Below are 20,952 nucleotides of genomic sequence, written 5' to 3'. Positions count from 1 at the left end.
TCAGCCCACTTCCTGTCGAGACGCAAATAGAGTGTGCGACAGAAGCATAACCCAAATACTACGTTGCATAGTTTTTGGGTTCGAAGTGCCGATCGAGTGTTCCTCCGGTGCCGTCTTAGGTCACGAGGGCATGAGCGGAGGCGGAGAAGACGACTATGGTGGTCAACGCGGCGATGACGGGAACGATCATCGGGAGCATCGCAGCAGAGATGCAGACCAGTTTGGTGGCGCGAATCCGGGAATCGGCCTGCAGCCTGACCAAACGCACCGAGATCTCGTCGTCACCGAGCCCGAGTGTCCACACCGGCTGAGGTAGCGGCGACGTCGCCACCACGCGCAATGCCGACCGGACGGCATCGGGGCTGGTGGCTTGTGCAGCTCGATCGTCGGCAGCGAGCTCGACCAGCCGCCGCACCGCAGCGGGAGCCGCTTTGAACAGCGGGATCACCGGCAGCGCCTTCGCGAAGACTTCGCACACATTAATGATCCGGTGATGCTGCCCTCGCAAGTGTGCCCGCTCGTGCGCGATCACCGCTTCGCGCTCGGAGGCGGTCAAGCAATCGGAGAGACCTTTGGTCGCTACGACGAATCCCGGCCGTCCAGCGACGCTGTAGGCCATCGGCATCGGATGATCAAGCCAGAGAACATCATCCGATGCCGGATCTGCGCGGGCGATGATCGATACGACATCACGGTGGTAGTCGCGGACCTTCGCTCGGCCCTTATGTTGCTGATGAGCCAAGAACAGGCTCCGAGCGGCGATGAGCGCGGTAACCGCAACTCCGCCGACAGCGAGCGCTTCCCCGATCCAGGGAGCCATCGCGTGCTGGAAGGCAGTGAAGCATCGCACAAGGGCCTCGGAGAGTCCTTCCGCTGGTGCATGGCTCGGCCACAGAAGGATCACTACTGCCGATACGGCAAGGAATCCCAGACCCACGATACTGCCGATCCATGCCGCGAGAATCGCTGCAGGAGCCAGAGTGGTCGATTCGAAACGCCGCAAAACCTTGGGCATGAACGCTCCGATGAGCACGGCCCCGAGAAAGAGGACTGCGGCGAGAGTCATCTACCGAACCTTGCCGTGATCCAGTGCTCGCCGCAGTGCCTCGTATTCGTCATCCGAGACGTTTTGCGCGAAGTGCAGAAGCGCTGAAACAGAGTCATTGCTGTTGTCGAGTAATTCACGCATGGCCAGTGAGGTCGCTTCATCGCGGCTACGCGATGGCGAATAGATGTACGCGCGGCTTCGTTTTTCCCTCTGTACCCACCCTTTTTCGTGAAGGTGCGTCACGACGGTCAAGATCGTGGTGTATGCCTTCGGGGCGCCGCCCTCGAAGCGGTCGACCAGATCCCGCACAGACTGCGGCTCTTCTGCATCCCACAGGAGATCCATCACTTCGGATTCGAGCCCGCCGAGCCTCTTCATCTTCCTTCCCCCTTCGAAAATCGTCGATTGCGTCAGTCACTGATGGCCGGAGGCTGGATCTGTACCCCACGCGCGTCCAACCATGCCATGGGATCGACCTTCTGGCCGTCTGCCTGCCACACCTCGTAATGCAGATGTGGCCCTGTTGATTGTCCTCTGTTTCCTACCGTCGCAATCAATTCTCCGGCACGCACCTTTTGACCCGCGGTTACCAGAGTCTCGTTGATGTGTCCGAAGACCCCGATTGTCCCGTCATCCTGCAGGATACGGACCCACAGTCCGAAACCCGACGCAGGTCCGGACTCGAGTACCGTACCGTCGGTCACGGACACGATAGGTGTACCAATCTCATTGGCAATGTCCAACCCGTAATGAGTCGACCCCCAACGCGGCCCGTAGTTCGACGTCAATGTTCCGCTGACAGGAGCCATCGTCAGCGGTTGGCGTGCAGCTGCCTCTCTCGACGCGCGATCGGTGTCGCGTTCGGTGCCTCGAGCCAACTGTTCGGCCAGCCTCCCCAGGTCGGCCAGTTTGGGAACCTGGAGAATTTCCGGAGCCGATGCCAGTGCCTGGTCGAGAGGTGCCAGCGGTTGTTGGTCGAGCTCGACGGGAGCACTGACGCTCCCCGTCGATGCATGTGAGGCGGATGTGCCGGCGGCAAGCAAAGCGCCGGTGGCGACAGAGAGAACCAAAGCCCGTCCACCAGGACGACTGCGGGACTGTCGGCGATGAGCGCCGCCGCGTCGCGCCTGAACGCTTCCAGCGACGGATTCCCGGTCGACTGCAGATGCGGTGGAGATATACATCGTGTCGACTGGCAGGTCTCGATCGCTGTGTGGCGTGCCGAAAAGATAACTTTCCCGAAGTGGGCAGTCGAGATCGTCGGTGTCGGGCTTGCGGTGTCGGGCCAAGATCGCATTCCTTGCGTCGCGGAAGGTCACAGAATGGTGACGGTCCCAGACAGCGTACTACTATTTCGCATAGTTTTTGGGCGAGCGTTGACAAAATTCAAAATCTCGACAGACCGCCCCGCTGCGAATGCACCTTCTCCTACTCATGTGCCGCGCGGTGGCATCTCGGCGAGCAGCACGCGGTGAGGAGAAACCCTGTCGCGATTGCCAGGGGCACTGCTCCGATCGCGATTATCAGTCCGGCACCGAACCGTTGATCTCGCGAGAAGTCGTCGAGCCAGCCGCGCTGCAACGACGCGAAGTACTGATCGGCAATCACCGTGTCAGTGGCGATCAGTGCTGCTGCGAGGCCCCCGTAGGCCAAGAACGCCGCCAGGAGCAGGGTCGTCCTGATCGCGGCGCTCGCTCGCCTCGGCAAGGGATCGACGCCGACCATGACCCAGAAGAACATGAAACCGCAGATCAGCAGGGTTCCGTTGATCACCAGATGGGGGACGTGCGAGCCGGCGACAGCGCTGTACATCCCCCCCAGGTAAAGGAGAGGCAGGGCTCCGGCGAAAATCACAGCGATCACATAGGGCTGGGACATGAATCGGAACCAGGAGCCTCTGTACACGCTTTGCGCCCATTCCCTCAGCCCCGGCGCATCTCCGGACGATCGCCGAACGGAGAGCCTGAACAGCGTGAACGGGGCGCCCAGGACCAGACAGAGTGGAGCAAGGACCGCCACGGCGGACGTTGCCGCCATATGCATACTCATCACTGCAGGTGCATACCTACCCACTCCCGATGATGTTGCGACAAGCAACACCAGGCACCCCAGAGCCCAGCTGACCGATCGGAACGTCGACCACTGCACGCCCTGCTGTCGGAGGCGAAAAACGCCGACGACGTAGCACGCAGCCAACACCACGGCGAGAGTTCCGAAAATGAGATCGAATCGCCAGTCGACGAGCAAGCGGCCCGCAGTCGGTACGCCATCGAGCGCATACCCGAGCACCTCCTCGACTCTGCTCGGATCCTGTCGCTCCGTGGGCGCCGGGGGCGGCGTGCGGCCCAGGGCGACGGCGATACCGACGGTTACTGCGAGAACCACCGACTCCACCACTGCCAGACGAATGAAGGTGCGACCGTCGCTAGGATCCTTCGTCAGTTCGGCGATCGCGATTTTCCGTTGGCGCCAACCTGCCAGTCCGGTGAGGACCAAGGCGGCGACTTTGGCAAGAATCAAGACACCGTAGGTGCTACTCCACACCGCGGTGAGCGGCACCCGCACGGCAGCGTTGACCACACCGCTGATCGCTATGACGACGAACGCCATGAGTGCCACGGCCGAGAAGCGGCGCGCGGCGAAGTCGAGATAGCTCCCCTTTCTGCGGGCATGCAACACGAGAGCCGCTATTCCTCCCATCCAAATCGACGCCGCGAGGATATGCAGAACCAAACTGTTCGTGGCGATGTCGTGGGATCCACCCGAAGAGGAGTGACCCGACAATGCCCTGGGGAGCAGGCTGAACAAAGCGAATGCGAGAAGTAACGGTGTCCACGAATATCGCAGGGTCAGACGACACGCAATCGCGAGCACGAGTGCGAGCCCTGCGGTCCATGCCCATGCAGTTGTGACATCGATGTCCGAAATCGCGCGAGCGAACAGCCCTGGATCGGCGAACACGACGGAGAGAGGTTGGCCTGAACTGTCCGAGAGGGTGAGTGGAACGAGCAGCGCCGCGCATACCGCCCAGATAGCGGCGGCGACGCTTGCGGTTCGTAGCGCCAGATATCCGTCGACATCGAGTACACCTGAGGCTTGAGGCGGAACGAGAACGGCAGCCAAAAGTAGACTGCCTACGGTCATCACGGCGGCAACCTCGCCGAACGCCATCACCGCCGGGAGTCCGTAAATCGTCAAGGGCCCCGGATCTGGAAGTCCGAGCAATCGCAGCGCCTCGGAAGTTGATGCGCGCGCCAATGCCGCCGCAGTGATTGCAGCTATGACACCCCATCCCAATACTTTCCGTATGGGTCGTCCGACGACGAGGGTATCGGCGCCGGACGGTTCGGTTTCGATCATTTGCGGGTGGACCTCTCAGCATTGTGGATCTCGCCCGCGCGATCGGTGCTCCGGACCAAAATACTATGACGGATAGTTGCATGGGTGCTTCAGCCAGGGTTTACTGAAACTCTCTCGTTGGCAAATATGCGCATATGAGAATACGACGCTCCAGTCATAGGCGAGAAGGGCATATCGAGATGGGTCACGGCCATGGGCACGGCGTTGCGGAACAAGCTGCGAGTGCATCGGGTAAACATGTCCGCAAATTATGGATAGCCGTCGGGCTCGGTCTGGTCACGTTCGTCACGCAAGTCATCGTGGGGTTGTCCACGTCATCGCTCGCCCTGCTCTCCGACTCCGCACACGTCTTCACCGATGTGTTCGGCATCCTCATGGCATTGACCGCTATCTTGCTTGCGCAAAGAGCGCGATCGCGCCCGGATCGCACGTTCGGTATGTACCGGGCGGAGGTGTTCGCTGCCTTGTTCAATGCCCTACTCCTGTTCGGTGTCGCCGGATGGGTTCTCTACGAAGCTCTCGGTCGACTTTCCGATCCGCCTGAGGTCCCTGGACTCCCGGTGAGCATCGTCGCTGTCGTCGGCCTCGTGATGAACATCGCGGCATTCTTGCTGCTTCGCAGCGGGGCGAAGGAAAGCATCAACGTCCGGGGCGCCTATCTCGAGGTCATGGCTGACATGCTCGGGTCCGTTGGAGTCCTGATCAGCGGATTGGTCACACTGATCTTCGGATGGCGGTACGCGGATCCGGTGATCGGTGTTGCGATCGGCTTGTTCGTCCTACCGCGTGCCTACAATCTCGGCCGCCATGCCCTGCGGATCCTGCTCCAGCACGCCCCCGCCGGCGTGAGCATCACCGAGGTGACGCAAGCCTTGCAGGGGATCCCCGGGGTCAAGGACGCCCACGACCTTCACATCTGGACGCTCACATCGGGCATGGAAGTTGCGTCGGCGCATCTGACGATCGACGAGGAGTCCGATCCGACCAAGGTTCTCGCTGCTGCCCAGGATCTGTTGGCCACCCAGTTCAATCTCGTTCACGCGACCCTGCAGGTAGAACCCGCCGCGGGTGACGGGCGTTGCCAGGAGCTTCCGTGGTGAGTACCAACGAGGTGACCACGAACGACAAATCCGCCCATCACAAGAAACGAATTCTCTTCGCTACGACGGTACTCGTTTCGGTCGTCGTCGCCCTGACGATTGAGCCCGTTGCGCGGAAGCACCTGTCCGGGGTCAACGAGATGGATCTGGGCGTCGTCAGTTTGAGGCTGGCATACAACAGTGGTGTCGCCTTCAGCCTGGGTAATCAGCTGCCGAGTGCCGTCATCATCGCCTTTACCGGCCTCGCCACCATGGGAATCGCCGTATACGCCTGGCGGAGTGTCCCGCAAAGTCGCGGGGTGGCCGTGATCGGTTTCGCTCTGATTGTCGCCGGAGCTGCCTCCAACGTGGTCGACCGAGCCCTCGACGGGAAGGTCACCGACTACTTCCACACCGGCTGGTGGCCCACCTTCAATCTTGCCGATACCTACCTCACCTGTGGATTCATCCTGGTCGTCGTGTCGCTGCTGGTCGAATCCTCGCGCGGGTCCGAACGTGAGATTCAGCGTCCGCAATGCGTGTGACCCGATTCGAGCGAGGAGGGAGCCGGAGCGCTGTCGGCAGGGAAGCAGTCCATCTCTGCGAACTTCTGCGGTTCGAGGTGGCGAAACCACGACGCCCCCACTCGTCGAAAATTTCCGCGGCCCGCCTGTTTTCGGTCGAATGCGTTCGGATAGTTTGGTGTCTATGAAAATAAAGTTTGGCATGACAAACTTTGAGGTGTGACTCTTTTGACTGTCAGGAATGTCGATGCTTCGGTCGGGTGGCCATGAGCGCACCGTCGCGGCGACAATTGTTGATCGGTGGGGCGCTCGCCGGATCAGCCGGACTCATGATGAACGCAGGAAGAGTTGCGGGCGCATCGCCTACCGAGCATCCCGGAAACACCAACCCGGGTACCGCCGCACCTGACGGAGACGGCGGAGTCCGTCACGGCGGCACGAGCGGCGCGACCTTTCGGGCCGGTCAGCAGGTGAACCACACTGCCAACGGGTTTCATCCCACGGCACTGCTGCGGGACTTCGACTACGGGACGACCTCCGAATTGCCTGACGGTCGAACGCTACGCGAGTGGGAGATCTTCGCAGCCGACGAAGAGATCGAGGTAGCACCAGGAGTCTATTTTCCGGCGTGGACCTTCAACTCCCGCATTCCAGGTCCCGCGTTGAGATGCAGTGAGGGAGACCGGCTCCGAGTGAAGTTCGTCAACGGCTCCGCGCACCCACACACGATGCACTTTCACGGAATCCATCCCGCTGAAATGGACGGAATTCCCGGGGTGGGGCGGGGAATCATCGAGCCGGGCGAATCATTCACTTACGAATTCGATGCCATCCCTTTCGGATTGCATCTCTATCACTGCCACGTCAATCCACTGGCAGAGCACATCGCCCGCGGCATGTACGGCACGTTCATCGTCGATCCAGCTCAGGGGCGCCCTGCGGCCGACGAAATGGTGATGGTGATGCACGGCTACAACACCACATTCGACGGGCAAGGAAACCAGCTCTACGCCGTCAACGGCATCCCGTTCCATTACATGCACGAACCTGTACAGGTGAAACGAGACGAACTGGTTCGCATCTACCTGGTCAACATCCTCGAATACGACCCGATCAACAGCTTCCACCTACACGGAAACTTCTTCGACTACTACCCGACCGGAACACGCCTCGAGCCCAGCGAATTCACGGACACGATCATCCAGGCCCAAGGTCAGCGCGGAATATGCGAACTGCGCTTTCCCTACCTGGGCAAGTACATGTTCCACGCCCACAAAACCGAATTCGCAGATCTGGGCTGGATGGGATTCTTCGAGGTGACCGAATGACCGGCACCCCTGATCCTCCCTCTCCGACGAGCACTCATGAGAATTCCCTTGGCGCTGCGGGTTCCGCGCAGACAGGGTCCGCTCAAAGCGACGCATCGCGCACCGGCCTTTGGCTCCGAGGCGCCGCAGTGCTCGCGATCATCGTCATCGCCCTGACTGCGCTGGCAATGCTCGCAGGACAAAGTCTCCCCGAACGCACCGGCCCACCGATCGAGAACATCTCCGTCGAACGAACTGCCCTCGAACCAGGCCGAATCACGTTGACGCTACGCAACACCGGCCCCGACGCGGTGACCGTCGCGCAAGTTGCCGTGAACGACACATTCGTCGATTTGGTAGGAGCTGCAGATCCCATCGGCAGACTCGAGTCCCAGACGATCACCCTCGACTACCCGTGGATCACCGGACAGCCGTACCTCGTCTCGATGCTCACCTCCACAGGGTTGGTCATCGAACACGAAATTCCCGCTGCCGTAGCAACTCCCGCCCCGGGAGTGGCGTTCTTCGGCTTGATGGCTCTCTTGGGCACATACGTCGGAGTCATCCCGGTCCTGCTCGGGATGCTCTTGCTGCCTGTGATGCGGGGCGCCGGCGTCAGGGCAGTCAGATTCGTGCTGGCCGTCACGGTCGGTCTGCTCGCCTTTTTGATCTTCGACGGCACGAGCGAGGGGTTCAAACTGGCAGCAGCCTCGAGCGGAGCCTTCGGCGGCGGCACTCTCGTCGTTCTCGGCGCGGCGATCGCCTTCCTGACGCTCACGTGCATCGACCGATACCTGCGCGGAAGACGCCCAGCCGGTACGACAGGCGCATCCGAACTCAGACTGGCACTGATGATTTCCATCGGCATCGGATTGCACAATCTCGGAGAAGGCCTCGCGATCGGATCCGCGTATGCGGTAGGTGAGCTTGCGCTCGGCGCGTTCCTCGTTATCGGATTCACCCTGCACAACACAACAGAGGGGCTCGCGATCATCGCACCGTTGGCTCGGCGACGCACCCCCCTGCTGACCTTGTTGGGGTTGGGATTGATCGCGGGTGCGCCGGCAATCCTCGGTGCTGTTATCGGGGCGGGCGTCGACAACCGTGAAGTATCTGCGTTGCTGCTCGGAGTCGGCGTCGGGGCAATCATTCAAGTCGTCATCCAAATTGCACCGTCCCTGCGCACACAAGGCCGCTCGGACCTGGATCCGATGGTCCTCGTCGGCGTCGGCGTCGGAATACTCCTGATGTTTCTCACTGGTTTGGTGGTCCCCGCATGAGCACGATCGATCCATCCGACATCAAGGTCGGGCGCCGAACGGTCCTCCTCACAGCCTGCGCAACAACTTGTCTCGCCGTCGCCGGATGTAGCACCCAGAACAACAGCAAGGCACCCGGCGTAAGCCTGGGCAGTGCCGAGGTTCCGATATCAGCGGTTCCTGTCGGCGGCGGAGTCATTCTGGCGGACGAGCAAGTCGTGATCACCCAGCCGCAGGAAGGCGTGTTCCAAGCCTTCTCTGCGGTATGTACCCACCAGGGATGCGTAGTCTCCGAGGTCAGCGATGGAACGATCAACTGCCCATGTCATGGCAGCCGATACTCCATCGTCGATGGCTCGGTCGTGCAACGACCTGCTCAGAAGCCACTGCACAGCTACGCCCTTTCTCGCACCGCGGACACGATCATCGTCAACTAAGCCGGAGAACGGCACTTCCGAACTGGAACAGCTATCTGCGAAGGTTGTTATGGAACAGTGCGTTCGGCGGCGCTGAGGAAGTGAGAGATGTGTATTCTGCACAACCCGAGTTCTCGGCGTACGGCCTATCGCATTGGGCAGCCATCGCTCTGTTTGTCGCGGGTTCGGTGTTTCTGATCTGGGCGGGACGTAGACAGACCGAAGCGCAAGCTCGCCACCTCAGCCGCGCCCTCGGCGGAATACTGGCGGTGATATACGGCTCGGCGGTGCTCTACTCGTTGTCCTCACCCACGCTAGGGGGATCCGTACCCTTACAACTCACCGATCTCGCGACAGTGTCCGCGATCTACGCATTGTGGTCGCACCGACATTGGCCGTTCGCCCTCACCTACTACTGGGGGCTTGTATTGAGTACGCAGGCGTTGATTTCACCGGCTCTGGCCGGGCCAGACTTCCCCGGTTACGAGTTTCTTGCCTTCTGGGCGATTCACCTGTTTGTCGTCTGGGCCGCGATCTATCTCACGTGGGGCCGGAGAATGCGACCTACATGGCGCAGCTACCGCCTCGCGGTACTGGTCACGCTGACATGGGCGATAGTCACTTTCATCTTCAATCGCATCGCCGATACCAATTACGGCTTTCTCAACGCCAAACCTTCCACCGCATCGCTGCTGGACCTGATGGGTCCGTGGCCGGTGTATCTGTTTTCTGGGATGACAATCGTATTCATCATCTGGGCTCTGATGACGTGGCCGTGGGAGAGAGACGGAATTCTCGACAAGGACGCCGCGCAACCCGTGGTCTAGCCGTCCTCGCTGGACCTCCGCGCCCCTGGCCATGGACCGACCGCTTTTCAGCAACAATCTGCACAGTCCTGCCCAACCGAGCTACCGGGCAGCCGAGTGACAGGCAAGCGAGAGCAGCAGATGTGATACTCAACCGGCATGTAGATGCAGGCGGCGTTGCACACTCCGATCGGCGACTCGCGAAGACTTTCAGTTTCACCCGCTCCAGTTCGTCTGCACGTACATCCCCGACGGTGACCGCTCTGCTGTGAAGCCGCTGATCCCGAGCCTCAAGGACTCACTGCAGGAGGACGTGACACCAGCCCACGAATAATTTGCCAGTTACAGCGGGGATCACGTCTCAGCAGACTCACTCTGCACTCGAGCTAAGGGGTTGCTTCGAGTTGCTGATCACATATGGCGGATCGATTGCCGAAAAATGCTTCGATTAGCGGTTCAGAAAATCAGGAATCCGCTGCCGTTCGGCGTTCGAGCAGGACCGTGTCGCGCCAAATGCCGTCGAGTTGGGCGATCTTTTCCCGGATCCCGATGGTGCGGAAACCTGCCGAATGGTGCAGCGAGACGGAGGGGCGATTTTCGGGGAAGATCGACGTCTGCAGCGTCCAGAGTCCGTCCGCGTCGGCTGCCATGACTTGCTTGCGTAGCAACGCTTTTCCGACACCCCGTCCGCGCATCCCGTCAGCGACATAGACGGAATTCTCGGCGACTCCGCGGTAGCAGTCCCGCCCGGACACCCGACTCAGAGCCGCCCAGCCGACGACGACATCGTCGATGGTGGCGACCCAGCGATGATTCGGCAGCCACTGCGCATCGAGGTACTCCCGGCTGGGGACTTCGGTGGTGAAAGTGGCGTTGCGCGTGGCAATTCCTTCGCCGTAAATCCGCAGAACAGCGTCCCAGTCGTCATCGGACATGACCCGGACGGCGACGTCATCGGGAAGGTCGCTCGGGCAGCACGGCCGCGGGGCGAGCACTCCCATCACGATGTCGGCGGCTTGCGGCAACGCGACGCAGCACGTCGGATTCATCGCGACAACGGTGCTGGTCCCCTCTTTGCGCAGGCTGACGAATCCCACGTCGGCGAGCTTGCGCACATGGTGGGAGACCGTGGGCTGCCCGATCCCCAACGCCTCGGCGAGAGCCCCGATCGTGATCCCGCCGGCAGCACTCGCTACGCGATGCAGCAGCCGCACCCGCATCGGTTCGGCCAGGCACGCGAACCACTGCGCGTAGGTGACGGCGTCAGCTTGCTCGAGCACATTCGAGTCGACCGCACCTGGGTCCGAATCGCCGACGCGCACCGTCGGGGTCTGCAGCGATGTCATACACACACTATATCGACCTTCGTCGATGGTTGCATTCATCGACTGATGTCGATACAGTTCGAATTAAAGATCGATCATTGTCGATGAAAGGAATTTGTGATGACCGAACTACCCGTTGTCGTGATCGGAGCCGGACCGATCGGCCTCGCCGCCGCCGCGCAACTCCGCGAACGAGGACTCACGCCGCTGGTGTTCGAGCGAGGCGCCGTCGCCGGTACGGCGATCGCCGAATGGAATCATGTCCGTCTCTTCTCCCGCTGGTCAGAGCTGGTCGACCCGGCTGCCCGCCTCCTCCTCGAGCAGACCGGGTGGAGCGCCCCCGACGGCGAGACGTACCCGACCGGACAGCAGTGGCGACAGCTCTACCTCGAACCCCTCGCCGCCGCCCTCGGTGATGCGGTGCAGTTCGGTACCGAGGTGATCGGTGTCGCCCGACGTGGCCGCGACCTGGTCGTCGATGCCGGCCGCGAGACCGAACCTCTCTCCATTCACCTGCGCCGTGCCGACGGCAGTGAGGACCGCGTCTTCGCTCAGGCCGTCGTCGATGCGTCCGGCACCTGGGGCACCCCGAACCCGCTCGGCGGGGAAGGACTGCCCGCCCTCGGCGAGAGGGCTGCCGGATCCGCGATCACCTACCGTGTGCCCGATCTCGACGACGAGACAGTGCGTGCCCAGTTCGCTGGCAAGCACACTGTCATCGCAGGTAGCGGCCATTCCGCATTGACCGCGATCGTCGCGTTGGCCGGCCTCGAGGTGGACGCCCCCGGTACGCGGATCACGTGGGCGGTTCGCCGCGGCGCTATCGGTTCCGCGTTCGGCGGCGGCGAATCGGACGAGCTGCCCGCCCGCGGCGCCCTCGGACTGCGTGCGAAGAAGGCCGTCGACGACGGACTTCTCACCGTGGTCACCGGTTTCCGCACCGCCGCCGTCGAATCCGCCGACAAGGGTCAGCTCGCACTGGTGTCCGATGCCGGCACCCGGATCGAGAACGTCGACAACGTCGTCACCTTGACCGGATTCCGCCCTGACCTGTCCTGGCTGTCGGAAATCCGACTGGGCCTCGACCCCGTCCTGCAGGCACCGACACAGTTGGCGCCTCTGATCGACCCGAACGTCCACTCCTGCGGCACCGTGTATCCGCACGGCGCGAAAGAACTTCGCCATCCCGAACCGGGTGTGTACCTGGCGGGGATGAAGAGCTACGGCCGCGCGCCGACGTTCCTGGCGATGACCGGCTACGAGCAGGTTCGCAGCATCGCCGCAGAACTTGCCGGTGACCACGAGGCTGCTGCTCGGGTGGAGTTGATCCTCCCGGAAACCGGAGTCTGCGGCGGCGCAGGTGTTTTCGATGAACCCGACACCGCGGAATCCGAGGGTGGCTGCTGCGCGACGCCGGCTCCGGAGCTGATCTCGCTGTCCAGCCCCTCCGGTAGTTCCAACTCCTGCGGATAAGGCGCAGCCGATGACGACCATCGAGGATCCGCCGCAGCGCCCCGTCAGCCTCGACCCGTCGGGGCTGCGGCGGGTCCTGGTGGCGCTGTGTCTGACCGAAATCACCAGCTGGGGAATCCTGTACTACGCGTTTCCTGTTCTGTCGGTGGCCATTTCCCGCGATACCGGGTGGTCGACCTCGGTGATTGTGGCGGCGTTCTCGGTCAGCCAACTCGTCGCCGCCGTCGTCGGCATACCTGTCGGACGGATCCTCGATCGCCGCGGGCCCCGCTGGGTCATGACCGCCGGATCTGTACTCGCTGTACCCGCACTGGTGGTCATCGCGACAGCTCACACCCTCCCTCTGTTTTTCGCGGGGTGGGTGTTCGCCGGAATTGCGATGGGCGCGGTGCTGTATCCACCGGCATTCGCCGCCCTGACCCGCTGGTACGGCGACAACTACGTCAAAGCGCTGATGATTCTCACCCTCGCTGCGGGTCTGGCCAGCACGGTGTTCGCGCCACTGTCTGTCGCTCTGGCCGATCGTTTCGATTGGCGCACAACCTACCTGGTGCTCGCCGCCATACTGGCTGTGATCACCATCCCCGGACATATCTGGGGGTTGCGGGGCGGGTGGCCCGGCCCCATCCGGCTGCCCCATGCCCAGCCCGGCGACTATCACCGCACCTCACGCAGCCTCGCCTTTCTTGCTTTGATCGTCGCCCTCGCTGCAGCCGCTTTCGCCGCATCCGCCGGCGTCTTCAACCTCGTACCGCTGCTGATCGAACGCGGTTTCAGTCCCAGCCTCGCCGCACTCACGCTCGGGTTGGGCGGCGCCGGTCAGGTCATCGGCCGCATCTTCTACCTACCTCTCGCAGCGAAGACCAGTGTCCGCGTGCGCACAGTATCGGTCATCGTCGTTGCCGGTCTGAGCACCGCGTGGTTAGGTCTGGCGAGCTCGGCGGCGGCGTTGATCGGCATCGCCATCGGCGCCGGACTGGTCCGCGGTATCTTCACGTTGATCCAGGCCACCGCTATCACCGACCGCTGGGGCGGTGAACATTACGGGCGCCTCAACGGGCTGATGTCCGCACCGATCGTCATTGTCATGGCACTGGCGCCGTGGGCCGGCACCGTGCTCTCCACCTGGACCGGAAGCTACGCCCACGCCTACCTTGTCCTCGGAGCGATCGCCCTCGTCGGCGCCGTGATCAGCGCAGCAACCATCCCCGCCCTCCACGCCACCACAACGATTCCGATCACTTCCTGACCGAAAGAGAACTCTCATGACGCACTACGACGCGATCGTCGTCGGGGCAGTCAGTGGGCTTACCGGTACACCGAGGGTGCTGAGCCAACTCTGATGGAGATGCCGGAGCGTCCTGCCCCGGCGTAGGAGTACAGCAGTGAGGCCCGCACCGAATCCGGTGCGGGCCTTCTTGGTTGGTCAGCTGATCTGTGTATTCATCTTGCTTGCAAGCCATTCCGCGTCCGACTGGACCATCGGTCCTCGCAGGCAGTAGCGGCCGCGGTTGTCTTGGACGTAATGGGTGAAGCACTCGTTCTCGTATCCGCCGTGTTCTTCGGTGCGGGGTATCACGACAAAGTGTGTGGGAGTGACTGTTTCGGTCATGGTGATGCCTTCCTGCGAGTCGGTAGGGTCGCTCCCCTGTCACCATGTCGAGGGTGGCCCGTCAACCCCGTAGAGCGAAGCGTGGGTTGACGGGTCGGGTCCCCGGCATGGTGTTCTGGGGCGACTTGTACGACGACTTCTTGACCACTCGGGGCCGCGTAGCGGCAACGGCACCGGAGGTGGCGTTCAGTTTTTGGAGTGTGTCCGGCGGTGGGTAAGTGCGGTGGTGAGCACCTCCCGCGCAGTGCGCTGGCGTGGTGATTGTGCGGGAGCTGCGCAGGCCGGCCACGGGCGGTGTCGCGGTAGCTCTGATTTTCGGTCGGTGAATGAGTATCAGGTCGCCACGTGTGACCGATCTGGACGGGTTTGCGTTCAGGTCAGGACTTCGGCTTCCGCTTCGGTCTGGTCAGAGTGGCGACCTGATGCTCGTCGCGGTCTGATCGTACTCAAGAGGTCGGACATGGTTTGGGTGTCGGCAGTCGCGGATCCGAACTGCCACCCGGCAAACCGACAATCGACGATGAGGCCGGGAGTGGATGCGTGGAAGGGAGTTGCAGTGTGCGGCGACGAAGGAAGGCGAAGATCCCAGAATCTTAAAAAAGACCTGACCAGCGCTTTTACAGGCAAAAGTGACCGTGCTCTGCGCCGCGGGATCGAGTTGACGCGCCGATTCTCGTGTTATGTAACGGAAGACCGTTCCGTCTGTTATGCTGTTTCCAGGCATACGACTAGGCCGTTCACCCTCGGGTGACGGCCTGTCCTATGTGACACAACTAAATACGAAGGAGGTGAAACATGATCGCCAAACGCTCAACTGAGAGCATCTGGCGTGGAATCGGCAAGTGGCTTGGCGGCGTCTTCGCACGATTCACGCTTGATCAACTGTTCGACCAGCTCGTCACGATTTAATTGTCGGCGCGCGGCCCGTCAGTCCTACGGGACTGGCGGGTTTCTTACGTCATTGCTTATACAGTAGCAGACTGCTGATGTTATTTAAACTTATTCGATCTCATTGTGCTGTTATTTGACTGCCCAGACGATCGCGATTGCAAGTCTATGGAAACCTTTCGCAACTGGAAAACAGCTGCATGAGTCGTTCCGCAGTCCGTCTGAGCACTGAAAGTTCGCTGTGCAGCCCCTGTGCGAACCGTACTCGTGTCTGTATTCAGCTGCGCAAGGCGTTGCGCAGTCTGTTTGGCGGCGAAAGATCGTTGTGGAGACTGTTTGCGACTAGTCCTACGGTCTGTAAACAGTCGCATGAGTCGTTGCGCGGTCCGTTCGCATCCACACGAAGGGTCGCGGTAGCAAAACGCGGATCGTTCCGCAGTCCGTCGAACCCTACGAATGCTGTGCAATTGAGTCAGCGCAGATGTGTCCGATTCGCATCTTGTCAGGTGTTGCTGCGGGAGGAAACGCGGATCCGAACCCCAGCTGTCCGAATCTTGTGGGGTTCGGTGAGTATCTCGAAGCTGCATTCGGTGGCGTCGTGCTTCGGCCGGCGCCAAGATCCGACGCCATTTAGCGGGTTTCGCCTGGTGAGTGTGGCGGCCTCGATCGTGAGCTGTTCTGTCGAGCTGTGTGCGAGCTGCTGCCACAGACCGCGACGGGGCCGAAAATTTCGATTTGGGCGCTGATCGGCTTCCTGCGGCTTTGGGTGTGCGTTTTGACCCTCGTCATACCGGACGGTGAAGATCGGGCGTCTGGGTGCGACTGACGTGGCGAAATTTCGTACCGAAACGTCCAATTTTGGTGTCCGTTGGATTTGTCCGTTATGGCATAGGCTCTAGTGGACAATTCGTGTTCGGCAGTGGGGGTGGCGTGAAAATCGGGTATGCGCGGTGCAGTACGGTCCGGCAAGACACGGCGGTTCAGGTTGATCTTCTGGCGAAGGCCGGGGTGGATCGTGACATGGTCTATGTCGATCATGGTGTCAGTGGCCGGCAGGCTCGCCGGCCGGGTTTGGATAATGCGATCAACGCGGCTCGGGCCGGCGACGTGTTTTGTGTGACGAAGCTCGATCGGCTGTCTCGCTCGGCGAAGGATTTGCATGAGACGGTGGAGCGGATCGCGGAGAAGGGTGTGTCGCTGTCGATTGATGGTCAGGTGTACGACCCGGCTGATCCGATGGGGAAGATGTTCATTGGCATTCTTGCGTTGATGGCGGAGTTCGAGTCGGATCTGATTCGTTCCCGCACTCGTGATGCTGTTGCCGCCGCGACAGCTGCTGGGAAGATGAAAGGTAGGCCGCACAAGCTCTCGCCCGAGGAGCGTGCGTACCTACTGCAAATTTATGAGACGGGCCAGTTCAAGATCGAAACACTATGTAAGAACACGGGTTTGAAGCGTTCGTCGTTGTATACCAATATCCAGCTTGCGCGGATCGAGCGGGAAGCTAGCGGCCGGACCCCTCGGGTCGAGAACTGAGCTCGAAAGTGGGATCCGGCCGCTAAGTCAATGGTGCAGATGTTGTCGGTCTAGTTGTCCCTCAAGCAATTTCGACCAGTTGATATTGAGGTCGACACCCGTATTTTAGATCAGGCGGGCGTGAAGGCATTGCGCAACTGCGCTGTTACCACGCCTTCGAGACAGGTTGCGAGGTCGATGTCTTCTCGCAGGGTTGCTGATGCGTTGGCTGCTCCGACGGTGCCAGCGCACAGGTTCCATGCGAGTCGGTGCGCGGTGGGGGTGTCGGTGAGTTCTCCGTCGGTGATGGAGTTTTCGACGATGTCACTGATCGCGTCAACCCAGTGCGCGAAGGCTGCGCCGTTGACGACGGTGGGTTCGAGGGTGAGTTTCATTCCTGCGCAAAGGTTGGCGTTCTCGGCAACCAGGGCCATTGGGATGATCGCAAGGGCAGCCGCAATGGCAGGTACGAGTGGACTGTTACCGAAGCCCACCACAGGTCATACCCCGGATCTTCAACTGGTTGTCGGCACGTGTCTCTACAGTCAACTCGGGTAACAGTCCGGATCGAGTGTCAGGAGCAGGGCCGATGACGTTCGTCAACGATGCTCCATCCCCGCTGCCCGGCATGCCCGACAGCGCTCCCGCGCTGCGGGCGTTCCAGATGACGTTGATCGGGCAGCCCCAGCCTGTACGCATTCCGGAGCGTCTGTGGCGTTCTTGGCTCGACAATCCTGCCGTCGTTTCTCGTTTCGAGTCCAAGCGATTCCGACGCCGCCGGGAGCAGTGCTGGCCGTGGATCGGCGGTGTGTCTTCGACCGGGCATGGTTCCTTCCGGGCGGCGAGTCTGCCTGGGCCGTCCCGCCGCGGGACCGTGCCGGCGCATTTGTTCGCCTACCAACTCGAAGACGGTGTCATCTCGAGGTTGGGCTGGTCCAACACCGACGACGCGGTGCTGTGCCACCAATGCGACTTCGCCGGCTGCACCAACCCGGCACACATGCAGTTGGGAACCAATCGCAGCAACCGCAGCGAATACGAGCTCCGGCGACGCAACATCGCCAGCCCACTCGCCGACGTTCGAGGACCCGCGGGTCGCACTCGCGCCATTGCCACCGCGATCCGTACCGGGATCGAACAAAACGTAGGAGTCGACGTCATCGAAGAGCGCATCGCTGCGGCCGAGGCTGCAGGACGTCCGCTCTCGCTCTGGTAGCGAATATTGCCATTCGATACTGACGATGCACGTTCAATGTGGGTGTATTTCGTTGCGGTGCAGCGACTTTCATCCACAAAATGACATAATATAGGTTATCGGCGAACGTATGGGCGGCAATCTATTGACCGCAACACATCCGGCACATTCAACTTTGGCGATCGAACGCGAAGCGCCGGCGACGGCATTCGGTCGCTGCCCCGGAACCCGATCCGTTAGAACATCGGCACGTTCGCTCGTGGCGCGAGTTTTCCAATCTGTAACTTTCGATATCTGTGACCCGGCGGGACAGAAAGGTATACATATCTCATGTGCCCGGCTAACGACAAGGAGACCGATGAACATGCTGGACCTTTTCTCGTTCGTGATGCCTCGATGACTGCCTCCGGCGTCGCCGCGCCTACACACCGAGGTCTTCCCACCACATCCGGCAGGAAAAGCCCCGCTACCACCACTCGCACCACCACGACATACGGCTCGGATACGCGATGACCATTCTGCCTGCAGCGGCGGAGCCCCGATGAGCAGTCCTCGCCGCATCGCGCGGCTCTACTCTGCCGCGAACAGTCACGAGGTGCCGCCGGCACACCAACTGAACGCACGCGCCCGGCGCACCCGAACGGCCCCGCCCCCGGACGTCATGGCCGCCGTAGAATTTCTACTCGCAGAGCCCGATGCCTACCTCTACCGGCGTCGCTACCTCGACCTCATCACCCACACCCTTGGCCCGGACGGCACCGCCGTCACCGACTACACCGCCGCCGAAAAATACCTCCTCACCGCCGACAGATGCAGAAGAGCAATACAACGTACGACCGACCTTTACGCAGTGCCGACAAGAAAACCCGGAAACGACGCGTCCAGGTAGGCGCAATTCGCGCCCCCACCAGGCAGCGAATTGAACAAGCCAACGGCGAGCCCACAAATCTGGAAATGATCTATTCCCTGACCGTCACCTGCTCCTGACGCTCGATCCCGGACTGTTACCCAGGACCACGAACCCCAAGCCACGGCGCCGAACCTCATCCAATGCACTCTCCGGAGTATGTGCGCTAGGGCACACCCCGCCGATATAGGCCGCCCAGACGACCACAGCAGGGGCAGCACTCGATGCTGGTTGTCGATCCATCCCCGCAGCTCACCGTCCCCGTACATTGCTGCCTGTGGATAGAGGGAGACTCCGGACCGCGTACTCAGCGCGATCAATGCTGCGAGGGAAACCGATCAGCTGCGGAGAGAACGTGCGGCAGGCACATCGGTAGGACTGTTGACGGCAGGAAAGCGGCGTACCAGTTGCTCAACCAGAGCGTGCACCCGATGAAGGTCCTTGCGCAGAGCCGCCGCATCGGTGCGCGCAGCCGACGCCAACACCGGTGCGACCGGACGCGCACCCCGCACCAGCCGCAGCGCGGATTCGATGCGCTCCGACAACTCGTCGATCTCCGAATTCAACAGAGCCAGAAACACTCTCGCCTGCGCAACATCGGACTCTTCTGCCGCGGACACAGCCATTATGAAGCGACCAGCGAGGAAAGTTTCTCACCCGCCATGCGCTCGACGAGCAGAGGAACAAAATCACGCACCTTGTGACCGTCGAAATGAGCATGAGCAGACGCAACAGCGTCCGCAACGACATCAGCCGATATCGACGGATACTTCACCGACAACCGCGTCACCGCATGAGCGATCAGTCGTTCTTCCTCTTCGGTTTTCATCGGTAAATACTGCGCCCCACCTGCCCATAGTTCAACAGGAGACGACTATCGACTACGCGCAACGATCAGCACCTAGTCACGCTGCGCTGCCACGAGCCGAAACCGACCGCCGAGGTCGCCCCACACCGGCGACGGGTGCGCGGAACCGGGATGCGATCCTCACGCAATCTCTCACCCTGAAACCATGAGCACCGTCCCGTCGTCGTGACCGAACACGGCCGCAACGCCGCGTTCTGCGACCTGATGGCGCGCACCGGCCTCCGGTTGGGGGTGTACAGCCGGAGATATTTACCCGGTTCGATCACGTCTCCGACTGCCGCCACGGACGGCACAGCGCTCTGCCGATCGCGGATCGGCTAGAGGGACACGTCAGGGACTGTCCATCTGAGGGCCTTGTTGGTCTTCGTGTGTAGTGGGCGCGGTCGCCGCCGAGGCGTTGTGTCGGGGGGTCAGGAAGTGGTCGATGTCGACGATGAGGAACAGTGCGGTGGCGGTAGTGACCACGTGGGCGTGGTTGTTTTCGATGGTGGCTCGCAGGTGTAGTTTGCGGCCTGCGCGGGAGTGGATGTGAGAGCGGAGGGTGTAGGGGGTGTCGAGCAGGACCGGGGCGAGGTAGTCGATAGCGAGGTGGCGGGTGACGGCGAGCTCTCCCACGGTGTAGAGCAGAAACCCGAACAAGTCGTCGAGGACGGTGGCGACCGCGCCCCCGTGGGCAATCGCTGGGGCGCCGACATGGCGGGAATCGAAGCTGTGGTGGGCGTAGACGCCGTGTGCGTCGCGTCGGACGCGCAACTGGTGGCCGTGAGGGTTAGCCGGTCCGCAACCAAGGCAGTGGGGGTGGTGAGGCGGCAGGTCGACGTGTTCAGGCGGCGCCACAGCGAAGGTACGGATCCAGTCCTCGGCCTCGAAAGGTTCGGGGCCGGCGGTCTCGGGTGTGTTGGTGTTGGGTGTGTGCTCGGTCATGGACGCCTTCCGTAGGTGTCCTCACCATTAGCAATGAGGATGTCGCAGTGGGCTTTGTGGGCAAGCTCGGCCGGCGAGGTGAATAGCAGCCGGGCCAGTGGTGACCGGTGGGGGTTCGCGGTGACGATGAGGTCGTCGGCGGTCGGGCCGGCTAGGTGAAACAGTGCGCGGACGGTGGGCTCGGGCAGGATGCGAGTTTCGATGTCGACGGCGCCGTGGGCGATCGCATGTTGGTGCGCGGTGCGCAGGATGGCGTCGGTGGGTGTGGTAGCTCGCAGCCGGTCGACGTCAGTACCGAGTGCGCGTTCGTCGATGTCGTGACGGGCGCAGATGATCAGGAGTCGGGCGTGGGTGACGTGAGCCAGCTCGGCGGCGTGGTCGACCACGCGGTAGGAGTCGTCGGATCCGTCGGTGTCGACGAGGATCGTGCGATAGGCCGTCATGAT

Annotated in this window: 22 protein-coding genes; 11 read left to right on the top strand and 11 right to left on the bottom strand. The window is 61.7% G+C overall.

Translation table 11 applies throughout. The annotated features are described in order from the left end of the window. Positions 1-115 precede the first annotated feature (115 nt). The 4 genes from AC3WQS_RS29115 to AC3WQS_RS29100 all read right to left on the bottom strand — a co-directional run bounded on the left by AC3WQS_RS29115 (position 116) and on the right by AC3WQS_RS29100 (position 4,408). A complete protein-coding gene (locus AC3WQS_RS29115; RefSeq protein ID WP_021334389.1) occupies positions 116-1,066 on the bottom strand; it encodes a M56 family metallopeptidase in 951 nt (316 codons plus the stop codon). Then, entirely contained in the window at positions 1,067-1,426 is a 360-nt protein-coding gene (locus AC3WQS_RS29110; RefSeq protein WP_003944627.1) for a BlaI/MecI/CopY family transcriptional regulator, read from the bottom strand. A gap of 32 nt (positions 1,427-1,458) precedes the next feature. After that, positions 1,459-2,337, bottom strand: a complete 879-nt coding sequence (locus tag AC3WQS_RS29105; RefSeq protein WP_234552570.1) for a M23 family metallopeptidase — start codon at positions 2,335-2,337, stop codon at positions 1,459-1,461. 139 nt (positions 2,338-2,476) lie between these two features. After that, on the bottom strand, positions 2,477-4,408 hold the full coding sequence (locus AC3WQS_RS29100; protein WP_064113082.1) for a bifunctional copper resistance protein CopD/cytochrome c oxidase assembly protein: 1,932 nt from the start codon (positions 4,406-4,408) through the stop codon (positions 2,477-2,479). Positions 4,409-4,587: 179 nt separating this feature from the next. On the opposite strand from AC3WQS_RS29100, the gene AC3WQS_RS29095 reads away from it, so the two are divergent. From AC3WQS_RS29095 to AC3WQS_RS29070, 6 genes are all read left to right on the top strand, one after another. Beyond that, the gene (locus AC3WQS_RS29095; protein WP_003944635.1) at positions 4,588-5,508 is read left to right on the top strand and encodes a cation diffusion facilitator family transporter; all 921 of its coding nucleotides are present in this window, start codon (positions 4,588-4,590) and stop codon (positions 5,506-5,508) included. After that, complete coding sequence (gene lspA / locus AC3WQS_RS29090; RefSeq protein ID WP_031332112.1) at positions 5,505-6,032, top strand: signal peptidase II; 528 nt, start codon at positions 5,505-5,507, stop codon at positions 6,030-6,032. The genes AC3WQS_RS29095 and lspA overlap by 4 nt, the downstream gene beginning before the upstream one ends. A gap of 239 nt (positions 6,033-6,271) precedes the next feature. After that, complete coding sequence (locus tag AC3WQS_RS29085) at positions 6,272-7,339, top strand: multicopper oxidase domain-containing protein (RefSeq protein WP_492741614.1); 1,068 nt, start codon at positions 6,272-6,274, stop codon at positions 7,337-7,339. Beyond that, on the top strand, positions 7,336-8,598 hold the full coding sequence (locus AC3WQS_RS29080) for a ZIP family metal transporter (protein WP_021334393.1): 1,263 nt from the start codon (positions 7,336-7,338) through the stop codon (positions 8,596-8,598). Before AC3WQS_RS29085 ends, AC3WQS_RS29080 begins: the two co-directional genes overlap by 4 nt. Further along, positions 8,595-9,014 (top strand): QcrA and Rieske domain-containing protein, encoded by a 420-nt coding sequence (locus tag AC3WQS_RS29075; RefSeq protein WP_021334394.1) that lies wholly within the window; start codon positions 8,595-8,597, stop codon positions 9,012-9,014. The genes AC3WQS_RS29080 and AC3WQS_RS29075 overlap by 4 nt, the downstream gene beginning before the upstream one ends. Before the next feature lie 89 nt (positions 9,015-9,103). Further along, positions 9,104-9,820, top strand: coding sequence for a YwaF family protein (locus tag AC3WQS_RS29070; RefSeq protein ID WP_037137539.1), 717 nt, complete (start codon positions 9,104-9,106; stop codon positions 9,818-9,820). A 443-nt stretch (positions 9,821-10,263) separates the two neighbouring features. Here AC3WQS_RS29070 and AC3WQS_RS29065 read toward each other — a convergent pair whose 3' ends face one another. Continuing rightward, positions 10,264-11,145, bottom strand: a complete 882-nt coding sequence (locus tag AC3WQS_RS29065) for a helix-turn-helix domain-containing GNAT family N-acetyltransferase (RefSeq protein WP_031332113.1) — start codon at positions 11,143-11,145, stop codon at positions 10,264-10,266. Positions 11,146-11,244: 99 nt separating this feature from the next. Here AC3WQS_RS29065 and AC3WQS_RS29060 point away from each other — a divergent pair, with 99 nt between their 5' ends. Together AC3WQS_RS29060 and AC3WQS_RS29055 are read left to right on the top strand one after the other, a co-directional pair. After that, on the top strand, positions 11,245-12,597 hold the full coding sequence (locus tag AC3WQS_RS29060) for an NAD(P)-binding domain-containing protein (protein WP_021334397.1): 1,353 nt from the start codon (positions 11,245-11,247) through the stop codon (positions 12,595-12,597). 10 nt (positions 12,598-12,607) lie between these two features. Beyond that, the gene (locus AC3WQS_RS29055) at positions 12,608-13,846 is read left to right on the top strand and encodes an MFS transporter (protein WP_021334398.1); all 1,239 of its coding nucleotides are present in this window, start codon (positions 12,608-12,610) and stop codon (positions 13,844-13,846) included. A gap of 177 nt (positions 13,847-14,023) precedes the next feature. Here AC3WQS_RS29055 and AC3WQS_RS29050 read toward each other — a convergent pair whose 3' ends face one another. Next, the gene (locus AC3WQS_RS29050; RefSeq protein ID WP_021334399.1) at positions 14,024-14,209 is read right to left on the bottom strand and encodes a hypothetical protein; all 186 of its coding nucleotides are present in this window, start codon (positions 14,207-14,209) and stop codon (positions 14,024-14,026) included. A gap of 1,818 nt (positions 14,210-16,027) precedes the next feature. Between AC3WQS_RS29050 and AC3WQS_RS29045 the strand changes: the two genes are divergently transcribed. Then, entirely contained in the window at positions 16,028-16,633 is a 606-nt protein-coding gene (locus AC3WQS_RS29045; RefSeq protein ID WP_019750088.1) for a recombinase family protein, read from the top strand. A 110-nt stretch (positions 16,634-16,743) separates the two neighbouring features. Here AC3WQS_RS29045 and AC3WQS_RS29040 read toward each other — a convergent pair whose 3' ends face one another. After that, on the bottom strand, positions 16,744-17,007 hold the full coding sequence (locus tag AC3WQS_RS29040; protein ID WP_230544130.1) for a hypothetical protein: 264 nt from the start codon (positions 17,005-17,007) through the stop codon (positions 16,744-16,746). Positions 17,008-17,201: 194 nt separating this feature from the next. On the opposite strand from AC3WQS_RS29040, the gene AC3WQS_RS29035 reads away from it, so the two are divergent. Together AC3WQS_RS29035 and AC3WQS_RS29030 are read left to right on the top strand one after the other, a co-directional pair. Further along, entirely contained in the window at positions 17,202-17,828 is a 627-nt protein-coding gene (locus AC3WQS_RS29035) for a hypothetical protein (protein ID WP_019750086.1), read from the top strand. Between the two features lie 520 nt (positions 17,829-18,348). Next, positions 18,349-18,696: a hypothetical protein gene (locus tag AC3WQS_RS29030; RefSeq protein WP_223304650.1), complete on the top strand. Its 348-nt coding sequence runs from the start codon at positions 18,349-18,351 to the stop codon at positions 18,694-18,696. A 356-nt stretch (positions 18,697-19,052) separates the two neighbouring features. Here AC3WQS_RS29030 and AC3WQS_RS29025 read toward each other — a convergent pair whose 3' ends face one another. The 4 genes from AC3WQS_RS29025 to AC3WQS_RS29010 all read right to left on the bottom strand — a co-directional run bounded on the left by AC3WQS_RS29025 (position 19,053) and on the right by AC3WQS_RS29010 (position 20,949). Continuing rightward, positions 19,053-19,340 carry a hypothetical protein gene (locus tag AC3WQS_RS29025; protein ID WP_019750075.1) on the bottom strand — a complete coding sequence of 96 codons (288 nt, stop codon included), beginning with the start codon at positions 19,338-19,340 and terminating at the stop codon, positions 19,053-19,055. After that, complete coding sequence (locus AC3WQS_RS29020) at positions 19,340-19,543, bottom strand: three-helix bundle dimerization domain-containing protein (protein WP_019750074.1); 204 nt, start codon at positions 19,541-19,543, stop codon at positions 19,340-19,342. Before AC3WQS_RS29020 ends, AC3WQS_RS29025 begins: the two co-directional genes overlap by 1 nt. 369 nt (positions 19,544-19,912) lie before the next feature. Continuing rightward, the gene (locus AC3WQS_RS29015) at positions 19,913-20,506 is read right to left on the bottom strand and encodes a PaaI family thioesterase (protein ID WP_019750071.1); all 594 of its coding nucleotides are present in this window, start codon (positions 20,504-20,506) and stop codon (positions 19,913-19,915) included. After that, positions 20,503-20,949: a universal stress protein gene (locus AC3WQS_RS29010; protein ID WP_492713550.1), complete on the bottom strand. Its 447-nt coding sequence runs from the start codon at positions 20,947-20,949 to the stop codon at positions 20,503-20,505. The genes AC3WQS_RS29015 and AC3WQS_RS29010 overlap by 4 nt, the downstream gene beginning before the upstream one ends. Between the last annotated feature and the right edge of the window lie 3 nt (positions 20,950-20,952).

It is taken from the genome of Rhodococcus sp. FW305-130 (genome assembly GCF_058788335.1).
Note: the sequence above shows the minus strand (reverse complement) of the source record. Positions and strands in the feature narration are given on the sequence as shown.

What these genes read in the sequence shown, in the direction of transcription:
- AC3WQS_RS29115 (WP_021334389.1), bottom strand. Translation starts at nt 1,066, where the DNA reads ATGACTCTCGCCGCAGTCCTCTTTCTCGGGGCCGTGCTCATCGGAGCG.
- AC3WQS_RS29110 (WP_003944627.1), bottom strand. Translation starts at nt 1,426, where the DNA reads ATGAAGAGGCTCGGCGGGCTCGAATCCGAAGTGATGGATCTCCTGTGG.
- AC3WQS_RS29100 (WP_064113082.1), bottom strand. Translation starts at nt 4,408, where the DNA reads ATGATCGAAACCGAACCGTCCGGCGCCGATACCCTCGTCGTCGGACGA.
- AC3WQS_RS29095 (WP_003944635.1), top strand. Translation starts at nt 4,588, where the DNA reads ATGGGTCACGGCCATGGGCACGGCGTTGCGGAACAAGCTGCGAGTGCA.
- AC3WQS_RS29080 (WP_021334393.1), top strand. Translation starts at nt 7,336, where the DNA reads ATGACCGGCACCCCTGATCCTCCCTCTCCGACGAGCACTCATGAGAAT.
- AC3WQS_RS29075 (WP_021334394.1), top strand. Translation starts at nt 8,595, where the DNA reads ATGAGCACGATCGATCCATCCGACATCAAGGTCGGGCGCCGAACGGTC.
- AC3WQS_RS29065 (WP_031332113.1), bottom strand. Translation starts at nt 11,145, where the DNA reads ATGACATCGCTGCAGACCCCGACGGTGCGCGTCGGCGATTCGGACCCA.
- AC3WQS_RS29060 (WP_021334397.1), top strand. Translation starts at nt 11,245, where the DNA reads ATGACCGAACTACCCGTTGTCGTGATCGGAGCCGGACCGATCGGCCTC.
- AC3WQS_RS29055 (WP_021334398.1), top strand. Translation starts at nt 12,608, where the DNA reads ATGACGACCATCGAGGATCCGCCGCAGCGCCCCGTCAGCCTCGACCCG.
- AC3WQS_RS29050 (WP_021334399.1), bottom strand. Translation starts at nt 14,209, where the DNA reads ATGACCGAAACAGTCACTCCCACACACTTTGTCGTGATACCCCGCACC.
- AC3WQS_RS29040 (WP_230544130.1), bottom strand. Translation starts at nt 17,007, where the DNA reads ATGAAACTCACCCTCGAACCCACCGTCGTCAACGGCGCAGCCTTCGCG.
- AC3WQS_RS29035 (WP_019750086.1), top strand. Translation starts at nt 17,202, where the DNA reads ATGACGTTCGTCAACGATGCTCCATCCCCGCTGCCCGGCATGCCCGAC.
- AC3WQS_RS29030 (WP_223304650.1), top strand. Translation starts at nt 18,349, where the DNA reads ATGAGCAGTCCTCGCCGCATCGCGCGGCTCTACTCTGCCGCGAACAGT.
- AC3WQS_RS29025 (WP_019750075.1), bottom strand. Translation starts at nt 19,340, where the DNA reads ATGGCTGTGTCCGCGGCAGAAGAGTCCGATGTTGCGCAGGCGAGAGTG.
- AC3WQS_RS29020 (WP_019750074.1), bottom strand. Translation starts at nt 19,543, where the DNA reads ATGAAAACCGAAGAGGAAGAACGACTGATCGCTCATGCGGTGACGCGG.
- AC3WQS_RS29015 (WP_019750071.1), bottom strand. Translation starts at nt 20,506, where the DNA reads ATGACCGAGCACACACCCAACACCAACACACCCGAGACCGCCGGCCCC.
- AC3WQS_RS29010 (WP_492713550.1), bottom strand. Translation starts at nt 20,949, where the DNA reads ATGACGGCCTATCGCACGATCCTCGTCGACACCGACGGATCCGACGAC.